The 17621-nt window shown below is 54.9% G+C and carries 16 protein-coding genes and 1 other annotated feature; of the genes, 4 read left to right on the top strand and 12 right to left on the bottom strand.

The annotated features are described in order from the left end of the window. Window positions 1-211: 211 nt before the first annotated feature. The 3 genes from ACSZO1_RS16225 to tal form a co-directional block, all read right to left on the bottom strand. Window positions 212-1516: an MFS transporter gene (locus ACSZO1_RS16225; protein WP_437614381.1), complete on the bottom strand. Its 1305-nt coding sequence runs from the start codon at window positions 1514-1516 to the stop codon at window positions 212-214. A 125-nt stretch (window positions 1517-1641) separates the two neighbouring features. Beyond that, window positions 1642-2229 carry a molybdopterin adenylyltransferase gene (gene mog, locus ACSZO1_RS16220; RefSeq protein ID WP_437614379.1) on the bottom strand — a complete coding sequence of 196 codons (588 nt, stop codon included), beginning with the start codon at window positions 2227-2229 and terminating at the stop codon, window positions 1642-1644. 150 nt (window positions 2230-2379) lie between these two features. After that, entirely contained in the window at window positions 2380-3333 is a 954-nt protein-coding gene (gene tal, locus ACSZO1_RS16215) for a transaldolase (RefSeq protein ID WP_437614377.1), read from the bottom strand. A 219-nt stretch (window positions 3334-3552) separates the two neighbouring features. On the opposite strand from tal, the gene yaaA reads away from it, so the two are divergent. Further along, entirely contained in the window at window positions 3553-4332 is a 780-nt protein-coding gene (gene yaaA, locus ACSZO1_RS16210; RefSeq protein ID WP_437614375.1) for a peroxide stress protein YaaA, read from the top strand. A gap of 44 nt (window positions 4333-4376) precedes the next feature. Here yaaA and thrC read toward each other — a convergent pair whose 3' ends face one another. The 5 genes from thrC to ACSZO1_RS16185 form a co-directional block, all read right to left on the bottom strand. After that, entirely contained in the window at window positions 4377-5660 is a 1284-nt protein-coding gene (gene thrC, locus ACSZO1_RS16205) for a threonine synthase (RefSeq protein WP_437614373.1), read from the bottom strand. A gap of 3 nt (window positions 5661-5663) precedes the next feature. Continuing rightward, the gene (gene thrB, locus ACSZO1_RS16200; RefSeq protein WP_437614383.1) at window positions 5664-6593 is read right to left on the bottom strand and encodes a homoserine kinase; all 930 of its coding nucleotides are present in this window, start codon (window positions 6591-6593) and stop codon (window positions 5664-5666) included. A 2-nt stretch (window positions 6594-6595) separates the two neighbouring features. Then, entirely contained in the window at window positions 6596-9058 is a 2463-nt protein-coding gene (thrA, locus tag ACSZO1_RS16195) for a bifunctional aspartate kinase/homoserine dehydrogenase I (protein WP_437614371.1), read from the bottom strand. Between the two features lie 25 nt (window positions 9059-9083). Continuing rightward, window positions 9084-9207 (bottom strand) — a sequence feature (Thr leader region). Continuing rightward, complete coding sequence (gene thrL / locus ACSZO1_RS16190) at window positions 9143-9214, bottom strand: thr operon leader peptide (protein ID WP_313857581.1); 72 nt, start codon at window positions 9212-9214, stop codon at window positions 9143-9145. (Overlaps the previous feature by 65 nt.) 195 nt (window positions 9215-9409) lie before the next feature. Continuing rightward, window positions 9410-10108 carry a tRNA/rRNA methyltransferase gene (locus ACSZO1_RS16185; RefSeq protein WP_437614369.1) on the bottom strand — a complete coding sequence of 233 codons (699 nt, stop codon included), beginning with the start codon at window positions 10106-10108 and terminating at the stop codon, window positions 9410-9412. A gap of 676 nt (window positions 10109-10784) precedes the next feature. Between ACSZO1_RS16185 and arcA the strand changes: the two genes are divergently transcribed. Beyond that, a complete protein-coding gene (gene arcA, locus ACSZO1_RS16180) occupies window positions 10785-11501 on the top strand; it encodes a two-component system response regulator ArcA (protein ID WP_437614367.1) in 717 nt (238 codons plus the stop codon). A gap of 229 nt (window positions 11502-11730) precedes the next feature. Here arcA and creA read toward each other — a convergent pair whose 3' ends face one another. After that, window positions 11731-12204: a protein CreA gene (creA, locus tag ACSZO1_RS16175; RefSeq protein ID WP_437614365.1), complete on the bottom strand. Its 474-nt coding sequence runs from the start codon at window positions 12202-12204 to the stop codon at window positions 11731-11733. 208 nt (window positions 12205-12412) lie between these two features. Here creA and robA point away from each other — a divergent pair, with 208 nt between their 5' ends. Then, window positions 12413-13288, top strand: a complete 876-nt coding sequence (gene robA, locus ACSZO1_RS16170; RefSeq protein ID WP_437614363.1) for an MDR efflux pump AcrAB transcriptional activator RobA — start codon at window positions 12413-12415, stop codon at window positions 13286-13288. 113 nt (window positions 13289-13401) lie between these two features. Here robA and gpmB read toward each other — a convergent pair whose 3' ends face one another. Further along, the gene (gene gpmB / locus ACSZO1_RS16165) at window positions 13402-14049 is read right to left on the bottom strand and encodes a 2,3-diphosphoglycerate-dependent phosphoglycerate mutase GpmB (protein WP_437614361.1); all 648 of its coding nucleotides are present in this window, start codon (window positions 14047-14049) and stop codon (window positions 13402-13404) included. A gap of 50 nt (window positions 14050-14099) precedes the next feature. Between gpmB and yjjX the strand changes: the two genes are divergently transcribed. Beyond that, window positions 14100-14630: an inosine/xanthosine triphosphatase gene (gene yjjX, locus ACSZO1_RS16160; protein ID WP_437614359.1), complete on the top strand. Its 531-nt coding sequence runs from the start codon at window positions 14100-14102 to the stop codon at window positions 14628-14630. A 172-nt stretch (window positions 14631-14802) separates the two neighbouring features. Here the strand turns inward: yjjX and trpR are convergent, their stop codons facing one another. Beyond that, window positions 14803-15132, bottom strand: a complete 330-nt coding sequence (gene trpR, locus ACSZO1_RS16155; RefSeq protein WP_437614357.1) for a trp operon repressor — start codon at window positions 15130-15132, stop codon at window positions 14803-14805. A gap of 45 nt (window positions 15133-15177) precedes the next feature. Then, window positions 15178-17100: a murein transglycosylase gene (gene sltY / locus ACSZO1_RS16150; RefSeq protein WP_437614355.1), complete on the bottom strand. Its 1923-nt coding sequence runs from the start codon at window positions 17098-17100 to the stop codon at window positions 15178-15180. Window positions 17101-17621: the final 521 nt, after the last annotated feature.

Here is a 17621-nt window from a genome sequence, read left to right as displayed (position 1 = left end):
AACGGGTTCTTATGCCTTAGTTGTAAGTGTCTACCATGTCCCCGAACAAGTGTTCACTGTGTCCCCGGACCGTACACCCCGCAAGCGGGGGAAGGCCAGGATGGGGGCGCAAACAATTCAGTGCTACGGGTTCTCCCACCCTAGCCCTCCCCCCACGCCGTGGGGGGAGGGAATGAGCGCGCACGATGACAGGTAGCAGTAACGTACGTTTTTAACGTGCGCTGACCTGATGCAGGAATGCCTGCTGGCGACGCTCCGCCAGCAGCCACAATCCGGTGATCAGCCCCATCACGGCCAGCGCCAGCACATACCAGGCCGGAGCCAGTGGTGTCAGCGTCATCATCAGCGTGACGGTAATCGGTGTCAGGCCACCGAAAATGGCGTAAGAGACGTTGTAAGAGAAGGAAAAACCGCTAAAGCGCACTTCTGCCGGGAAAGCGTGCACCATCACATACGGCACCACCCCCACCACGCCCAGGCACAGGCCGGCAATCGCATAGGCACTGAACAGGTACTCCGGCGCGCTGGCGACAATATGGAAGAAGCTCCAGCTGCCAGCGGCCATCAGCAGGCTGCCGATAATCAGCGCTTTCGCCGCGCCAATGCGATCCACCAGCAGGCCCGCCAGGATACAGCCAATAATCAGCATCACCGTCGCCAGGCTGTTTGCCTGCAGTGCCGTGGCCGCTGCAATACCGTGCTGTTTCTGCAGCAGGGTTGGCGTCATCAGCAACACCACCACAATGCAGGCAGAGAGCAGCCAGGTCAGCAGCATCGAAACCACCACACCACGTTTATGCTGCGCCAGCACGGTTTTCAGCGGCAGGGTATCCGACAGCGCTTTGCGTGCCTGCATATCACGGAATACCGGGGTTTCTTCCAGCCAGCGGCGCAGGTACATCGCCACCAGGCCAAAAATGCCACCGAGGAAGAAAGGAATACGCCAGCCAGTTTCCGCCACGGCCTGTGGCGTCATGGAGGTGTTAATCAGTGTCGCCACCAGCGATCCCAGCAGGATGCCGAAGGTCAGACCCGATGTCAGCGTGCCACAGGCAAAGCCGGTACGTTTGGCGGGTACATGTTCAGCGACAAATACCCACGCCCCCGGTACTTCACCGCCAATCGCCGCGCCCTGCAGCATACGCATCAGTAACAGCAATACGGGTGCGGCAATGCCAATACTGTCGTAGGTCGGCAGCATCCCGATCGCCAGCGTCGGCAACGCCATCAGCAGAATACTCAGGCTGAACATCTTCTTGCGGCCAATTTTATCGCCGAAGTGCGCCATCACGATGCCACCCAGCGGGCGCACCAGATAACCCGCGGCGAAAATAGCGAAGGTCTGCAACTGACGCAGCCACTCCGGAATGTCCGGCGGGAAAAACAGCTGACCAATGACGGCGGCAAAGAAGACGAAGATAATGAAGTCGTAGAACTCCAGCGCGCCACCCAGCGCCGCCAGAGAGAGGGTTTTGTAGTCCTGCCGGTTTAACCGGCGAGTTGTATTATGTTCCATAGGTTTTCAGGCATTTCCAGAAGCGACAGAAAAGGTACAGCCAGAGCTGTAAAGCTACGATGACTATACCGTCAATTTCCTGCTACACCAGCAAAGCTGGATCTTATGCCTGAAAAAGATTTTTTTCAGAGATTTGTGTCACGTCGGGCACTTTTAGGGCGAAATGCTGCTACCACCGCCGGGTGCGTTTCCACATACGGCCCGTCAAGCAACTGTAAACAATACGGTACACTGGCAAAAATACCGTGTACTTTGGTATTGCCCTGTTCATCCTTCAGCCCTTCCAGCGTCTCTTTGATCGACTTTGGCTGGCCTGGCAGATTGAGGATCAGCGACTGTTTCCGGATCACCCCCACCTGACGCGACAGGATCGCCGTCGGCACAAAGTTGAGGCTGATTTGCCGCATCTGCTCGCCAAAACCGGGCATCTCACGATCCGCCACCGCCAGCGTCGCGTCCGGCGTGACATCACGGCGCGCGGGCCCCGTTCCCCCCGTGGTCAGCACCAGATGGCAGAACAGTTCATCCACCAGCTCACACAGGGTTTGCTCAATCATTGGCTGTTCATCCGGCACCAGGCGGGTCACCACTTCAAACGGCGTGCTGATGGCCTGGTTCAGCCACTCTTCCAGCGCCGGCAGGCCCTGATCCTGATAAATGCCGTTAGCGGCGCGGTCGGAAACGGAGATCAATCCAATGCGTAATGTATTCATGGTGTATTCGCTGCATCATCGCGACCCGTCAGGCAAAGCAGAAAGGCGCGGTTTAAAAGGAAGTGTTACTGGCAAGAATAATACACGAAGGGGCGGACAGGTAAAAAAGGGAAAAAAAATGGCCGGAAAATCCGGCCATTGGCAAAACGATTACAGCAGATCGGCAATCATCTTCTCGAGTTTGCCCTGGTCAACGGCAAAGTTGCGGATACCTTCTGCCAGTTTGGTGACCGCCATTGGATCCTGGTTGTGCTGCCACAGGAATTCCGCTTCGGTCATTTTCGCCGGACGCGCTTTCACTTCACCGGTGTAAGTGAGTTTACGCTCAACAGCTCCTTCGCTTTCCGCCAGCTCTTTCAGCAGGTTTGGAGAGATGGTCAGACGGTCGCAGCCAGCCAGTTCCAGGATCTCGCCAACGTTACGGAAGCTCGCGCCCATCACCACGGTTTCATAACCGTGCTGCTTGTAGTATTCGTAGATTTCAGACACGGACACCACGCCTGGATCTTCATGCGCAGCGTACTCTTTCTTGTCGGTGTTCGCTTTGTACCAGTCGAGGATACGACCCACGAACGGAGAAATCAGGAACACACCGGCTTCTGCACAGGCACGTGCCTGAGCGAAGGAGAACAGCAGAGTCAGGTTACAGTTGATGCCTTCTTTTTCCAGCACTTCCGCCGCGCGGATACCCTGCCAAGTAGATGCCAGTTTGATCAGGATACGGTCATTGCTGATACCGGCATCGTTGTACAGCTTAATCAGGCTGCGTGCTTTGGCGATGCTGGCTTCGGTGTCATAAGACAGGCGAGCATCCACTTCAGTAGAGATACGGCCAGGGATCAGTTTCAGAATTTCCAGACCAATGTTCACCGCCAGTTTGTCGGAGGTGTACTGAATCTGCTCTTCCTTGTTGCTGCTCTGCTCACGCGCCCAGGCGATCGCTACATCGATCAGCTTGCGGTATTCAGGGATTTGGGCGGCATTGAGAATCAGAGAAGGGTTGGTAGTGGCATCCTGCGGCTTATACAGTTTCATCGCAGCGATATCACCGGTGTCAGCAACCACAGTAGTCAGCTGGCGTAAGGAAGTAAGTTTGTCCGTCATAATTGTCATTCTCGTCAAGTTAGACTGTGAGGGGGTAAAAAGTCTGTTACTGATGATATCACGCGACACTGACCACGCAAGGTAAGGATGGGGCGAAAACCATCGCCAGCACGAATAGCAATGATTTGCCTAATCTAATGGCTTTTTTGTTACAGTGAGCACAAATACAAAGCTGAATAACCAGAAGAAAACACTGGAATCGTCTGAGGAAGAAAAAATATGTTGATGGTTATCTCTCCGGCGAAAACGCTGGATTTTGCCAGCCCGCTGGCCAGCAAAAAATTTAGCCAACCCGCACTGCTGGACAAATCACAGCAGCTGATCGCCGTCGCACGTGACCTGTCGCCAGCGCAAATCGCGTCGCTGATGAAAATCAGCGACAAGCTGGCAGAACTGAATGCACAGCGTTTTAATGACTGGCAGCCACCGTTCTCGCTGGAGAATGCGCGTCAGGCGATTCTGGCGTTTAAAGGCGATGTGTATACCGGCCTGCAGGCGGAAGATTTCAGCGCGAAAGATTTCGATTTCGCCCAGCAGCACCTGCGTATTCTTTCCGGGCTGTACGGCCTGCTGCGTCCGCTCGATTTAATGCAGGCTTATCGCCTCGAGATGGGGATTAAGCTGAATAATCCGCAGGCGAACGACCTGTATGGTTTCTGGGGTGAAACACTGACGCTGGCGCTGAATGACGCCCTGGCGCAGCAGGGTGACGATGTGCTGGTGAATCTGGCGTCGGATGAATATTTCAAAGCGGTGAAGCCGAAGAAACTGAATGGCCGCATTATCAAGCCCGTGTTCCTCGATGAGAAGAACGGCAAGTTTAAGGTGATCAGCTTCTACGCCAAAAAAGCGCGTGGCTTAATGAGCCGTTATATTATTCAGAATCAACTGACGAAGCCGGAACAGCTGAAGACATTTGACCTCGAAGGCTACTTCTTTGATGCGGAAAGCAGTTCTGCGGACGAGCTGGTGTTTAAGCGGCACGAAGGGGATCACTGATCCCCCGTGTTTTACGGGAGCCGGAACCGGCTCCCGTCAGCAGGTTACTTCAGTAAGAAAGCACGCAGCGGAGCAAAATCAGCTGACATATTGTGTGACAGCAGAGGCAGATCAGCGCGTTCCGCCAGCGCTTCCGGCAGTGGCAGTTCACGGCCAAGAATCTCTTCCACGCTCTCTTTAAACTTCGCCGGGTGCGCCGTGCCGAGGAACAGACCAAACTCCCCTTCCTGCAGCTGATCGCGCAGCAGACGATACGCAATCGCCGCATGCGGTTCAGACACATAGCCCAAACCGTCCAGCTCACGCATGGTGGCTTTGGTGGTGTCATCGCTCACGGCACCGTAGGCCAGATCCTGTAAACGCCAGATTTTGCGGCGGAACAGCTCTTCCACGCGCGGCCAGTTGTTTGGCTGGCTGACGTCCATCGCATTCGACAGGGTGGCAACGGTGGTGTTTGGCTGCCATTCGCCGCTGGCGAGGAAGCGTGGCACGGTGTCGTTAGCGTTGGTCGCGGCAATAAAGCGCTTGACTGGCAGACCAAGAGATTTCGCCAGCAGACCGGCAGTCAGGTCGCCAAAGTTGCCGCTCGGTACGGAAACCACCAGCTGGTTGCGCTGCTCCTGCGGCAGTTGTGCAACCGCTTCGAAGTAGTAACAGATCTGCGCCAGCAGACGGCTGATGTTGATCGAGTTAGCCGAGTTCAGGCCAATCGCTTTTTTCAGTTCTTCATCGTCGAAGGCCTGTTTCACCAGCGCCTGGCAGGCATCGAAGTCGCCGTCGATGGCGATGGTTTCGATATTACCGCCAAGAGTACAGAACAGCTTCTCCTGCAGCGGGCTGATTTTGCCCTGCGGGTAGAGGATCACCACGCGCACATTTTCCATGCCGTAGAAAGCATGGGCAACGGCCGCACCGGTATCACCGGAGGTCGCGGTCAGAATAGTGATTTTCTCGTCGGCACCGCTGATATAAGAGAGCATCTGTGCCATAAAACGGCCGCCGAAGTCTTTAAACGCCAGCGTTGGGCCATGGAACAGCTCCAGCGCGGCGATATCGTCCGACACACGGGCGACCGGCGCCGGGAAAGCGAAAGCCTGTTTGACGCGATCCTGCAGCTGGTGTGCAGCAATTTCATCGCCAATAAACGCGGAGAGAATTTTGCTGCTGCGGGTCACGAAGTCCAGCTTCAGCATCTCATCGATATCGGTCAGTTCAAACTCAGGCAGCTCCAGTGGAAAGAACAGCCCCTGCTGTTTGCCCAATCCCTGCTTTACCGCCTGGGCAAAGCTGACCTGCTCGTTATGATCCTTTAAGTTATACAGTTTCATGCGTTATCCCAGTTTACGTGCGCCTGCCGTGTCTAAACGGCAAATATGTACAAAGCCTTCATCGTTTTGCAGGTAGTGCTGACGCAGCCAGTCAGCCATACGCTGCGCGGTATCCGTGTTGTCGCAGACGGCAAACAGCGTCGGGCCGGAGCCAGAGATGCCGCAGGCCAGCGCGCCAATATCCTGCGCGGCCTGACGTGCGTCGGCAAAACCCGGCAGCAGTCTGGTGCGATACGGTTCGGCGATCACATCTTTCATCAGTTTCGCCGCCAGCGCCGGTTGCTGCGAGTGGCAGGCATGAATAAAGCCCGCCAGATAGCGACCATGCTTAATGCAGTCTTCTTTGCGATACTGCGCCGGTAAAATCGCCCGCGCTTCCGCCGTGGAGACTTTAATACCCGGATAAGCCATCACCCACAGCCAGTCATCAAAGCACGGCACGTCCTGACTGATAATGCCGTTCTCTTCCAGCATCAGCTGCAAACCGCCGAGGAAGCAGGGAGCCACATTATCATAGTGCACGCTGCCTGAAATGCGCCCTTCCAGCTCGCCCATCAGCGCCAGCAGCTGCGTGTCATTCAGCGGTTTGCCGCAGAACTCGTTCATCGCCATCAGACCCGCGACCACCGAACAGGCGGATGAGCCCAGACCGGAGCCGATTGGCATATTCTTTTCCAGCTTCATCGCCACCGGAATCTCTTTGCCAGTCGCTTCGCAGAAACGTTTCCAGCACTGGTAGACGATATTCTCCTGCGGATCTGTCGGCAGTTTGCTGACGAAACGCCCTTCGTTAACCAGACTGAAGCTGTCGGCAGCTTCCACCGTCACGCAGTCGCCCAGCAGCGAACCATCGACCGGTGACACCGCCGCGCCCAGCACATCAAAGCCGACGCTGACATTGCCAATCGAGGCCGGTGCATAAATTTTTACCATCATCAAACTCCCAACTTCCACGACAGCGTACGTAACAGATCGGCGAATACCCCGGCGGCGGTGACATCATTCCCCGCGCCGTAACCACGCAGTACCAGCGGAATCGGCTGGTAGTAGCGGCTGTAGAACGCCAGCGCGTTCTCGCCATTTTTTACTTTAAACAGCGGATCATTACCGTCGACGGCGTCAATTTTTACTTTGCACGCGCCGCCTTCTTCAATCACGCCGACAAAACGCAACACTTTACCCTGCTCACGCGCCGTAGCGACACGGGCGCCAAACGCATCATCCAGCTCTGGCAAACGCTGCATAAAGGTCTCAACATCCGCTATCTGGGTCAGGCTGTCCGGCAGCACGGCTTCAATCTCGATATCACTCAGTTCCAGCTGGTGCCCGGATTCACGGGCGAGGATCAGCAGCTTACGCGCCACATCCATGCCGGAGAGGTCGTCGCGCGGGTCCGGCTCGGTAAAGCCCAGCTCGCGCGCCTGACGCGTGGCGTCAGAGAGTGACACGCCTTCGTCCAGCTTACCAAAGATAAAGGAGAGCGAGCCAGAAAGGATACCGGAGAAACGGATCAGCTCATCACCGGCATTCAGCAGGTTCTGCAGGTTTTCAATCACGGGCAGACCGGCACCGACGTTGGTGTCGTACAGGAACTTACGGCGTGATTTCTCCGCCGCAGCGCGCATCTGCTGGTAGTAGTTCCAGGAGGAGGTGTTCGCCTTTTTGTTAGGCGTCACGACATGGAAACCATCGGCAAGGAAATCGGCGTACTGATCGGCCACTGCCTGGCTGGAGGTACAGTCGACAATCACCGGGTTCAGCAGATGGTACTCCTTCGCCAGACGCGACAGACGTTCAAGACTGAACGGCTCTTTCGCCTGTGCCAGCGCATCGCGCCAGTTCTCCAGCGGCACACCGTGCACATTGGTCAGCAGCGCTTTCGAGTTGGCAATACCGCAGACACGCAGGTCGATATGTTTGTTCTTCAGCCACGCCTGCTGACGATGCAGCTGCTCGATCAGCGCACCGCCGACACCGCCGATACCCACCACAAACACTTCAATCACCTGGTCGGTGGCAAACAGCATCTGGTGCACCACGCGCACGCCGGTGGTGGTATCCGCATTATTCACCACCACGGAGATGGAGCGCTCAGACGAGCCCTGGGCAATCGCCACAATATTGATATTGGCGCGCGCCAGCGCAGAGAAGAATTTGGCGGAGATGCCGCGCAGGGTACGCATACCATCGCCGACCACGGAAATCACCGCCAGCTGTTCCATCACATCCAGCGGCTCCAGCAGGCCATCTTTCAGCTCCAGGTAGAACTCATCTTCCAGCACGCGACGGGCGCGCGACTGGTCGCTTTGCGACACGCAGAAGCTGATGCTGTATTCCGAGGAGGACTGGGTGATCAACACCACCGAGATGCCAGCACGAGACATAGCCGCAAACACGCGTGCTGCCATCCCCACCATGCCTTTCATGCCTGGGCCGGAAACGTTGAACATCGCCATATTGTTCAGGTTGGTGATGCCTTTTACCGGGCTGTTATCCAGCACTTCGTCGCCACCAATTAAGGTGCCAGGAGCCTGTGGATTGGCGGTGTTTTTAATCAGGCAAGGGATCTGGAACTGGGCGATAGGGGCGATGGTGCGGGGATGGAGAACTTTCGCGCCGAAGTAGGACAGCTCCATCGCTTCCTGGTAGGACATCGACTTCAGCAGTCGTGCGTCCGGCACCTGGCGCGGGTCGCAGGTATAAACCCCGTCAACGTCAGTCCAGATCTCACAGCAGTCAGCACGCAGACAGGCCGCCAGCACCGCGGCAGAGTAGTCAGAACCGTTACGGCCCAGCACCACCAGCTCACCACGCTCGTTACCGGCCGTAAAACCGGCCATCAGAATCATATGATCGGTCGGGATCTGGCTGGCGACAATACGACGGGTGGATTCAGCGATATCAACGGTTGATTCGAGGTAGTGACCGACCGACAGCAGTTTCTCCACCGGGTCGATAACAGTAACACCATGGCCACGCGCCTGCAGCAACGCTTCCATAATGGCGATAGAGAGTTTTTCACCGCGGCAGATCACTGCGGCGTTGACGCTATCGGGGCACTGGCCGAGCAGGCTGACGCCATGCAGCACCTGTTTCAGCTGGGCAAATTCGAGGTCTACCTGAGTTTTCAGACGATCATAAGCAAAGCCCGGCTGGGCATCGGCCAGCCCCTGCAGCAGTTCGGCGAAGATGCGTTCGGCATCGCTGATATTCGGCTGGGCGTCCTGGCCACTGATAGTCTTCTCAATCATCGCCACCAGATGATTGGTAATTTTCGCGGGCGCAGAGAGCACGGTGGCAACCTGTCCCTGTTTGGCGTTGCTTTCCAGAATGTCGGCAACACGCAGAAATCTATCCGCATTTGCCACTGAGGTTCCGCCGAATTTCAACACTCGCATGTTTCACACTCTCCTGAATTGAGCCGAAAAAAAAGCCCGCACTGTTTAGGTGCGGGCTTTTTTCTTTGTTATTTCCTGAATGCGTCAGCCCGCACCGTTACCTGTGGTAATGGTGGTGGTAATAATAATGGTGGTGTTCAGGCTGATTTTACGCATTTAAGATTTATCGTCTGTCTGTCTTTTAATGTCTGTCTGCCTTCCAGAAGTAAAGCAAAGCGATGGCTAAGTCAATTTTTTTATCTTCTGGTGCGGTGTGCGGGATCCGCACGCTGCGGCAGCGAAATAACGAATGCGCGAGCGGATCGGTTACAGATAACTTCGTTGCTGGTCAGTCACACTGCCAGCAGGCGATCATGCCGAATTTTTATCTATAAGTTTTTTTTCTATGTCATGCAGCAGACGGTGCAGCATCGCGCTGTCGCGCTGCTCCAGCAGACCAATACGCTGATGCAGCCAGTCTGCCAGCTTCTCGTCATCGCTCACCTCCAGCTGCACCAGCAGCTGCTCCACGCGCTGACGCAGGGCACCGAGTTGCTGCTGTTCAGCTGGCACCACGGGAGTTACCGTCAGCTGACGCAGAGCAGATAACTGATAACAGTAGACCATCACCGCCTGGCCGAGATTCAGCGAAGGATAATCATTGGCCATTGGAATGCCGGTCAGCAAATCCACCTGATCCAGCTCGTCATTGGTCAGGCCGCTGTCTTCACGGCCAAACACCAGCGCCATGCTGTTTACCCACTGCATCTTCTCCTGCAGGATGCCCTGCACCTGCTGTGGCGTCGCGTAATAGCGGAATTTCGCCCGGCTGCGTGCCGTGGTGGCGACAGAAAAATCGATATCCGCCAGCGCATCAGCCAGCGAGTCGAAATGGGTCACATTATCCAGGATTTCACCCGCACCGTGCGCCACCCGGCGCGCAGCAGGATCAAGGTAAGCCTGACTCTGCACAATACGTAATTCAGTAAACCCCATGGTTTTCATCGCGCGCGCCGCAGCACCGATATTTTCCGCACGGGCAGGAGAGACCAGAATCAAAGGAAAGCGCATGACAGCCTTAAATATCACATTAGCACAGGCGCATACTCTGACATGACAGCATGTTAAATAACAGGCCGCTGAATTTAACAATTCGATAACACACGGAAATAACCCGGATAAATTATATGGGTAGTCGTTTTGCACGCAAAGAGTGCGTTAACGCTAAATTATCGCAAATATTTAACAAGCCTATAATGATTATCAATGAGTTAGCTTCCGCAGATAAACAAAATGCCAGCATTTTGCCTTTCTGAGCTGAATCGTGACGATTTTCATGATATTTGTGAGCTAAGCTGGCATTCTGCGAAGAGTTTTTCACGAAAGTGTTAACGTGCTACAATAGCTTTTGATATAAGTCAACGAAGCGTTGTTTTAATGCACATCGGTTGTAGTCCGCGCTGTTATGTTGCTGTTAATGCGGTTAGGATATACCCAATCTACTTCGGGTTGCAGAGACACTGACTTTCCTGCCACTCAAGTTATCCAGGGTATAAACAGCGTTATGAGGCACTGCCGGGGCATGCAGGATTCATCCTTTCGGCTGAGCTGACAATGTTGTTGACGTTGATGGACAGAGCATCAAGAACATAATTTTGTACTGCGGTTAAATGCGTTATTGCTAAGCCAGTTAACGGTGGTACGTCCTGTTTTCGAATTTGTTGGCAAAATTTTAGGTAGCGAACACATGCAGACCCCGCACATACTTATCGTTGAAGACGAATTAGTGACTCGCAATACTCTCAAAAGTATTTTTGAGGCCGAAGGCTACATGGTATATGAAGCTACGGATGGCGCCGAAATGCACCAGGTGTTGACAGAAAACGACGTTAATCTGGTGATTATGGACATTAATCTGCCAGGTAAAAATGGTTTATTGCTGGCGCGTGAACTGCGTGAGCAAGCCAATGTCGCGCTGATGTTCCTCACCGGCCGCGATAACGAAGTGGATAAAATCCTCGGTCTGGAGATTGGCGCCGACGATTACATCACCAAGCCATTCAACCCGCGTGAACTGACCATTCGTGCGCGCAACCTGTTGTCGCGTACCATGAACCTCACCATCAGCAGCGACGAGCGTAAACTGGTGGAGAGCTACAAGTTCAATGGCTGGGAGCTGGACATCAACAGCCGTTCACTGATCAGCCCAAATGGCGAACAGTACAAGCTGCCACGCAGCGAGTTCCGCGCCATGCTGCACTTCTGTGAAAACCCGGGCAAGATTCAGACCCGTGGCGACCTGCTGAAAAAGATGACCGGTCGCGACCTGAAGCCGCATGACCGCACAGTTGACGTCACCATTCGTCGTATCCGTAAGCATTTCGAATCGACGCCAGATACGCCGGAAATCATCGCCACTATCCATGGTGAAGGTTACCGCTTCTGTGGTGATCTGCAGGACTAAACGCCTGTAAAAAGTTTCGCTGCTTAAAGGCTCGTTGCTGTGGCACTGAGCCTGCGCAGGGAACACGGTCGGATCGGAAAGTCGCTTTTCGTCATCCTGACCGCTCGACCCGCGCCGTCCATGGCGCGGGACGCTTTCCTCCTCTGACCGTGCTCCCTGCGTTTCAGACTTATTCGTTGCTGTTTTAATAGCTTGAGTCTGTCAGTAGTCTGAACCCGTCAGCGCTTTTTTATTCCTTCCACGGAATAATTGGCACTGCGCTCAGCGCATTTTTCGGCGAACCTTCTACCACTTTATCCGAGTAGCTCAGATAAACCAGCGCGTTGCGTTTCTGATCGTAAAAGCGCACCACCTGCAGTGATTTAAAGATTAACGAGGTACGTTTGCGAAACACCACTTCCCCTTCCGCTTTGCCTTTGGCGATCGCATCACTCAATGTGATCGGCCCGACCTGCTGGCAGGAGATAGCCGCATCAGAAGTATCCTCCGCCAGACCGAGTCCCCCCTTGATGCCACCGGTTTTTGCCCGGCTGATATAACAAGTTACATTTTTTACCTCGGGATCATCAAAAGCTTCGACGATGATTTTGTGATCCGGTCCGAACATCTTAAACACCGTATCTACTGAGCCGACGACCTCTGCCCGTGCTGTAATTGCAGAGAAAATCACCATTGTGACTAATAACCTGGCTTTTATTGACATTACGTTACCATTGCAAAGGAAATAGATGAGACTGTAAGGTAAACCCCTGGATGGGATTCCCCCCTTCCGCCTAACTTACCTGACGCCAGACTGCATTGATATAGCACATTCGGACCAGTGAAACCGCCGCCGTTTTTTGCGCAATTAGTGCTATTATTCGTCGTCTTTGCTTTTCCCGCGCCAACCCTGAGTACATAGAGGACGTTTTATGGACCAAGCCGGTATCATTCGCGATTTGCTTGTCTGGCTGGAGAGCCACCTTGATCAGCCATTGTCTCTCGACAATGTGGCGGCAAAGGCAGGTTACTCTAAGTGGCATCTGCAGCGAATGTTCAAGGAAGTTACCAGCCATGCGATTGGCGCTTATATCCGTGCGCGTCGTCTGTCCAAGGCCGCGGTCGCGCTGCGTCTGACCAGCCGTCCGATCCTGGATATCGCACTGCAATACCGCTTTGACTCACAGCAGACCTTCACCCGCGCGTTTAAGAAGCAGTTTGCCCAGACGCCAGCGTACTATCGCCGTTCCTCCGACTGGAACTCCTTTGGTATTCGCCCGCCGATTCGGCTGGGAGATTTCACGCTGCCGCAGCCGACTTACGTCACGCTGCCGGAAACGGTGCTGGTCGGCCAGACGCAGAGTTATACCTGTACGCTGGAACAGATTTCGCACTATCGCGATGAGATGCGGATTCACTTCTGGCGTCAGTTCCTGACAGAAACCGATACCGTGCCGCCAATCCTGTACGGCCTGCATCAGTCACGGCCAAGCCAGGAGAAGGACGATGAGCAGGAGATCCTGTATACCACGGCGGTCTCTTCGGATCAGCTGAATCACAGCATGCAGTCAACCCAGACGGTGTTGCTGGAAGCGGGTGACTACGTGCAGTTTACCTACGACGGCCCGACCAGCGAGCTGCAGGAGTTTATCCTGCTGATTTACGGTACCTGTATGCCGACGCTGGGCCTGACCCGTCGTCAGGGGCAGGATATTGAACGCTTCCACACCCACGGCGGCAAGAAGCGACAGAACCCGCCGACAGAGATCCGCTGCGATTATCTGATTCCGATTCGCCGCCAGGGTTAATTCACACTTCAGCTCTTTTCTTCGCCCCAGGTAATGGTTCACTCGCCCCTCCCCCCACATCGTGGAGAAGGGTCGGGGTGAGGCAACACCGGGCGCAGGATCAACCTGCAGCGTTAACGCTGCAGCTCATCCAGCGCAGGGGCATCCAGATGCGAGACATCCCCGGCGGTTTCCACGACCCAGCCTGATGCCAGCCAGGCACTTTGCTGATGATCGACGCGTGAAATCGAGCAGTTGCGCAGACGCAGACGGCGTTCCGCCCACGCAGGCAGACCGAGAATAGTGCTGACCAGCGCACCCAGCGCCATACCATGGCTCACCAGCAACGGTCGGCTGCCTGGCGGCAGGTCGAGACAGGCATTCAGCGCATCGTGCATACGCGCCGCCAGCTCGCTCATCGATTCACCCTGCGGGATGCGGCCATCTTCGCTGCCGTTAACCAGCGTGCGGCGCCAGCCCTCTTCTTCTTCGCTCAGGCTCTCAATCGGGCGCTGTTCCAGCACACCCATATTCAGTTCGCGCAGGCGAGGATCAAGGATGACATGGCAACCACAGGCATCAGCAATGATTTCGGCGGTACGACGCGTGCGGCCCAAATCACTGGATATAACATGAGTGATACCTAACGACTTCACGCGCTCAGCAACCTGAAACGCCTGCTGTTCACCTTTCCCGGTCAGTGGGCTGTCTGACTGTCCCTGAATACGACGGGAAGCATTCCAGACAGTTTCTCCGTGACGAACAAGATAGACCTGTAACATGTTTTTTTCCGTTATACTGCGACAAATTTGCGTAGAGGGTTCAAACAATTATGTACCATGTTGTCGCTGCTACCATCAATCCGGCAAAAATTAGCGCTATTTCTCAGGCATTCAGCGATGTTTTCGGACAGGGATCCTGCCATATTGAGGGTGTCGAGGTCGACAGCGGCGTAGCTGCGCAGCCGATGACAAATGCAGAAACGAGAACTGGCGCACGTCAGCGTGTGATGAATGCCCGTCAGGTCCGCCCGGAAGCAGACTTTTGGGTAGCGATCGAAGCCGGTATCGAAGATGACACTGCGTTTGCCTGGATGGTAGTGGAAGATCATAAGCAGCGCGGCGAATCGCGTTCCGCCAGTTTTACCCTGCCTCAGGTGGTATTGCAGGGAATTCATGAAGGTCGGGAACTGGGCGACGAGATGTCGCGCCTGACGGGGATTGACAATATCAAGCACAAAGGCGGCGCGATTGGCGCATTTACCCACAATATCCTGACGCGCAGCAGCGTGTATCATCAGGCGCTGGTGCTGGCGCTGTGCCCGTTTCACAATCCGGTTTATCAGATGAAAGTGGCTGAGTAAGCGGCACCATTATGATCCCCTCCCCCATAAAATGGGGGAGGGCCTGGGAGGGGGGAACAGGTAGCACCGTGTCGTCAGTTCCCCCATCCCAACCTTCCCCCCATGCTATGGGGGAAGGAGCAGTCCGGCATGCCTCTCACCGCCGGCATCAGTTATCAGCCTGAACCGCGCGTTAACGCTTCTCTGTCCCCTGCAACAGCTGACTTTCCAGCCACGCTTTCAGCGCAGGCGGCGCTGCTTTCAGGCTGTTTGAACCGCGCGTAATGGTGGCGATACCCAGTCCCAGTTCACTTTTCAGCTCGCGCTGGCTCATCTCCCCGCGCAGCAGCTCTTCAATAATGCGCAAACGGGTGCCAAAAGATTCGCGTTCATCGGGCGTCATCATCAGCTGAAACAGCGGCAAATGCAGGTTATCGGCGAAAGCATTCTGCATCAGGGCAACAAAACGTTGCCAGTCAGCATTGAATGGCTCTTCGGTGACAGGGATGGAGTCTTGAGTCATGAAGGTTCTTCCGTACTCATTAACGAGTACGGAAGAATAGCATAGTCAGTAACGACGCTGCCACTCGCCGTCGGCGATGATCTTATCTGGCTGCCCCATAAAGTGGCGATAATACGCATCATAAGCCAGCACGTTCTTCACATAGCCACGGGTTTCTGAGAATGGAATGGTTTCGATAAACGCCACCGAATCCAGCCGCCCGGCGCTGTTCCCCTGCCAGGTTCTCACCCGCGACGGCCCCGCGTTATACGCTGCCGAAGCGAAGATGCGGTTCTGGTCAAACTGCTGATAGACATACTCCAGATACTGCGTGCCGATCTGAATATTGGTCTGCGGATCAAACAGCTGACTGCTGTTCACATAACCCGGGATGCTGAACATTTTCACCGTATGCTGCGCGGTGGCGGGCATGATCTGCATCAGGCCGGATGCCCCGACCGGCGAGCGCGCTTTCGGATTCCATGCACTCTCCTGGCGGGCAATCGCCATTGCATAACTCTGCGGGATGCCTTTATCGCCGGTATAGCGTTTAAACTGATCCTGCCATGCCAGCGGGAAGCGTTCCTCCAGGCTGTTCCACAACTTGCCGCTGATCGTTGCCTGCACGCTCAGATCCCACCAGCCCTGATCCAGCGCATAACGCGCCAGCATCTGCTGCTCCGGCTGTGTTTTGCTGGCCACCAGATACGCCCACTCGCTGCGCGCCAGGTTATCCATGCCCCAGAACATCAGCTCACGCACCCGGGCGATTTCTGTGCCCTGAACCAGACTTCCCTGCGGTCGTGGCGCTTTATCCACCTGCAGCGGATAGGCTACACCCAGACGCTGAGCCGCCACCATCGGATAGAAGCCACGCTCCTGCATCAGCTTTTGCAGAATACCGTTCGCTTCCTCTTTACGTCCCTGTTCCAGCAGCAGATCTGCCTGCCAGTATTGCCATTCGTCTTTCTGCTTGTCTTCCAGCGGCAGTCGCGCCAGCCAGGTATTCAGGCCGCGGCGATCATTTTCCCCCAGCGCCATGCGCACCCGGCGTTCAATCAACGCCGTAGACTCACTGCGCATCACCACATTGTCGCGCCAGCGCGCCTGTTCAGCCGTGGTATCGCTGCCCATCATCCGCCAGACAACAATTTCGTCCAGCGCCTGTTTTTCCTGCTCGCTCATTTTCTGCAGGCGTACCAGCGTCGGGAGCATCGCCCGCGCATTTTCCGCGTCCTGGCGCGCCAGGCTGGTAAAGGCGATGATGGTGGCCTGGCGGGTAAAGTCAGTCGGGCCAACGGTACGGGCAAACGCGTCCACATTACGCGGATCTTTTTGCAGATCGATCAACGCGGTGGCGATGGTCTGATAGTCCGCTGGCAGCTGCTTCGCGAGGAAATTCACCAGACTGGTATTACCGGCTTTTAACGCCAGGCGAATACGCTCCAGCGTGGTGATCGGCGTACGCTGCCCGGCATCCTGCCAGACCGAGAATAATTTATCGCAGGTGGCAGGTAATGATGTTCCGGTCAGCCAGATATCCTGCGCACCGGTATACGCCACCTGCTGCTGGCCGGTAGCCCATTTGGCGTAATACCAGTTACAGCGCGCGGCCACAGGTTTGGGTGCCTCCGGACTAAATGCCAGCAGGCCATTCCAGTCCTGACGGCGCGCCAGTTCGTTAACGAAACGCGCCGGGAGTGAGCGCACCGGCGGCAATGTAGGGTGCTGCTGAGCAAAGTTATTTACCGCCAGGCTGGTCTCCTGATCGAGATTTTGCGCCAGCTGGCGATACTCAAGATAGGGATACAGCGGGTAGTCGCGCAGCGTCGGCATCAGCTGCTCCACCGTCGCCATCTGATTATTGTCCCAAGCCTGTTTAATCTGCTGATAACGCTCGCGCTGTGCATCCAGCGAATCCGCCTGCACACTGCCAGCCATTGCTGTCAAAAAGGTGCCAATGATCCAGTACTGCCATTTGTCCGCCATGACCTTTCCCACGTAAGCGCCTCTCTTAGTCCCAGGAATACTCCTTCATGCTAACCAGGCCTGCGGGCGCACGCCATGCTTCCAACAAATTTTTACGATTGGGCACAGAGGAAAAAAATGGCGTTATGATGTTATCTGCTTATATATGTCAAATAAACGAAGCTTTTATTTCATTATTATTTTCCCGCTTCAATAATACCCACAAATAAAAAACGCGATCTCATAATGAGACTGAAATACCAAATTTACTTTACTTTAAAAAAATTTAAGTCTGCTATTTAATACTTCAGAAATATTTATATACTTAAATTTCTTCGTCTACTTTTGCCCTGGCCTTAACCGGAGGTACACCTGTGTCTGCGCATTCTTTGACGACCGTACAGCAAGCTATTTTATTTGACCAACTGATGACACCTAACATCCCGTGCTATAATCTTGGTGCTATAGGCGGATTCAAGTTCGAAGTGCAACGCTAAGCCGCCTGTCTTAACTCTGCAAAGACCACTGAAGGCTGCCGGAAC

The organism is Erwinia sp. V71 (assembly GCF_965644245.1).
Taxonomy (GTDB): Bacteria; Pseudomonadota; Gammaproteobacteria; order Enterobacterales; family Enterobacteriaceae; genus Erwinia.
The sequence above is the reverse complement of the archived record's forward strand: the minus strand, read 5'-3'. Positions and strand labels throughout refer to the sequence as shown.

Coding starts and splice junctions, on each gene's coding strand:
- thrC (WP_437614373.1), bottom strand. CDS start 5,660: ATGAAACTGTATAACTTAAAGGATCATAACGAGCAGGTCAGCTTTGCC.
- tal (WP_437614377.1), bottom strand. CDS start 3,333: ATGACGGACAAACTTACTTCCTTACGCCAGCTGACTACTGTGGTTGCT.
- thrB (WP_437614383.1), bottom strand. CDS start 6,593: ATGGTAAAAATTTATGCACCGGCCTCGATTGGCAATGTCAGCGTCGGC.
- ACSZO1_RS16185 (WP_437614369.1), bottom strand. CDS start 10,108: ATGCGCTTTCCTTTGATTCTGGTCTCTCCTGCCCGTGCGGAAAATATC.
- creA (WP_437614365.1), bottom strand. CDS start 12,204: ATGTCAATAAAAGCCAGGTTATTAGTCACAATGGTGATTTTCTCTGCA.
- trpR (WP_437614357.1), bottom strand. CDS start 15,132: ATGACTCAAGACTCCATCCCTGTCACCGAAGAGCCATTCAATGCTGAC.
- ACSZO1_RS16225 (WP_437614381.1), bottom strand. CDS start 1,516: ATGGAACATAATACAACTCGCCGGTTAAACCGGCAGGACTACAAAACC.
- mog (WP_437614379.1), bottom strand. CDS start 2,229: ATGAATACATTACGCATTGGATTGATCTCCGTTTCCGACCGCGCCGCT.
- sltY (WP_437614355.1), bottom strand. CDS start 17,100: ATGGCGGACAAATGGCAGTACTGGATCATTGGCACCTTTTTGACAGCA.
- yaaA (WP_437614375.1), top strand. CDS start 3,553: ATGTTGATGGTTATCTCTCCGGCGAAAACGCTGGATTTTGCCAGCCCG.
- robA (WP_437614363.1), top strand. CDS start 12,413: ATGGACCAAGCCGGTATCATTCGCGATTTGCTTGTCTGGCTGGAGAGC.
- thrA (WP_437614371.1), bottom strand. CDS start 9,058: ATGCGAGTGTTGAAATTCGGCGGAACCTCAGTGGCAAATGCGGATAGA.
- arcA (WP_437614367.1), top strand. CDS start 10,785: ATGCAGACCCCGCACATACTTATCGTTGAAGACGAATTAGTGACTCGC.
- gpmB (WP_437614361.1), bottom strand. CDS start 14,049: ATGTTACAGGTCTATCTTGTTCGTCACGGAGAAACTGTCTGGAATGCT.
- yjjX (WP_437614359.1), top strand. CDS start 14,100: ATGTACCATGTTGTCGCTGCTACCATCAATCCGGCAAAAATTAGCGCT.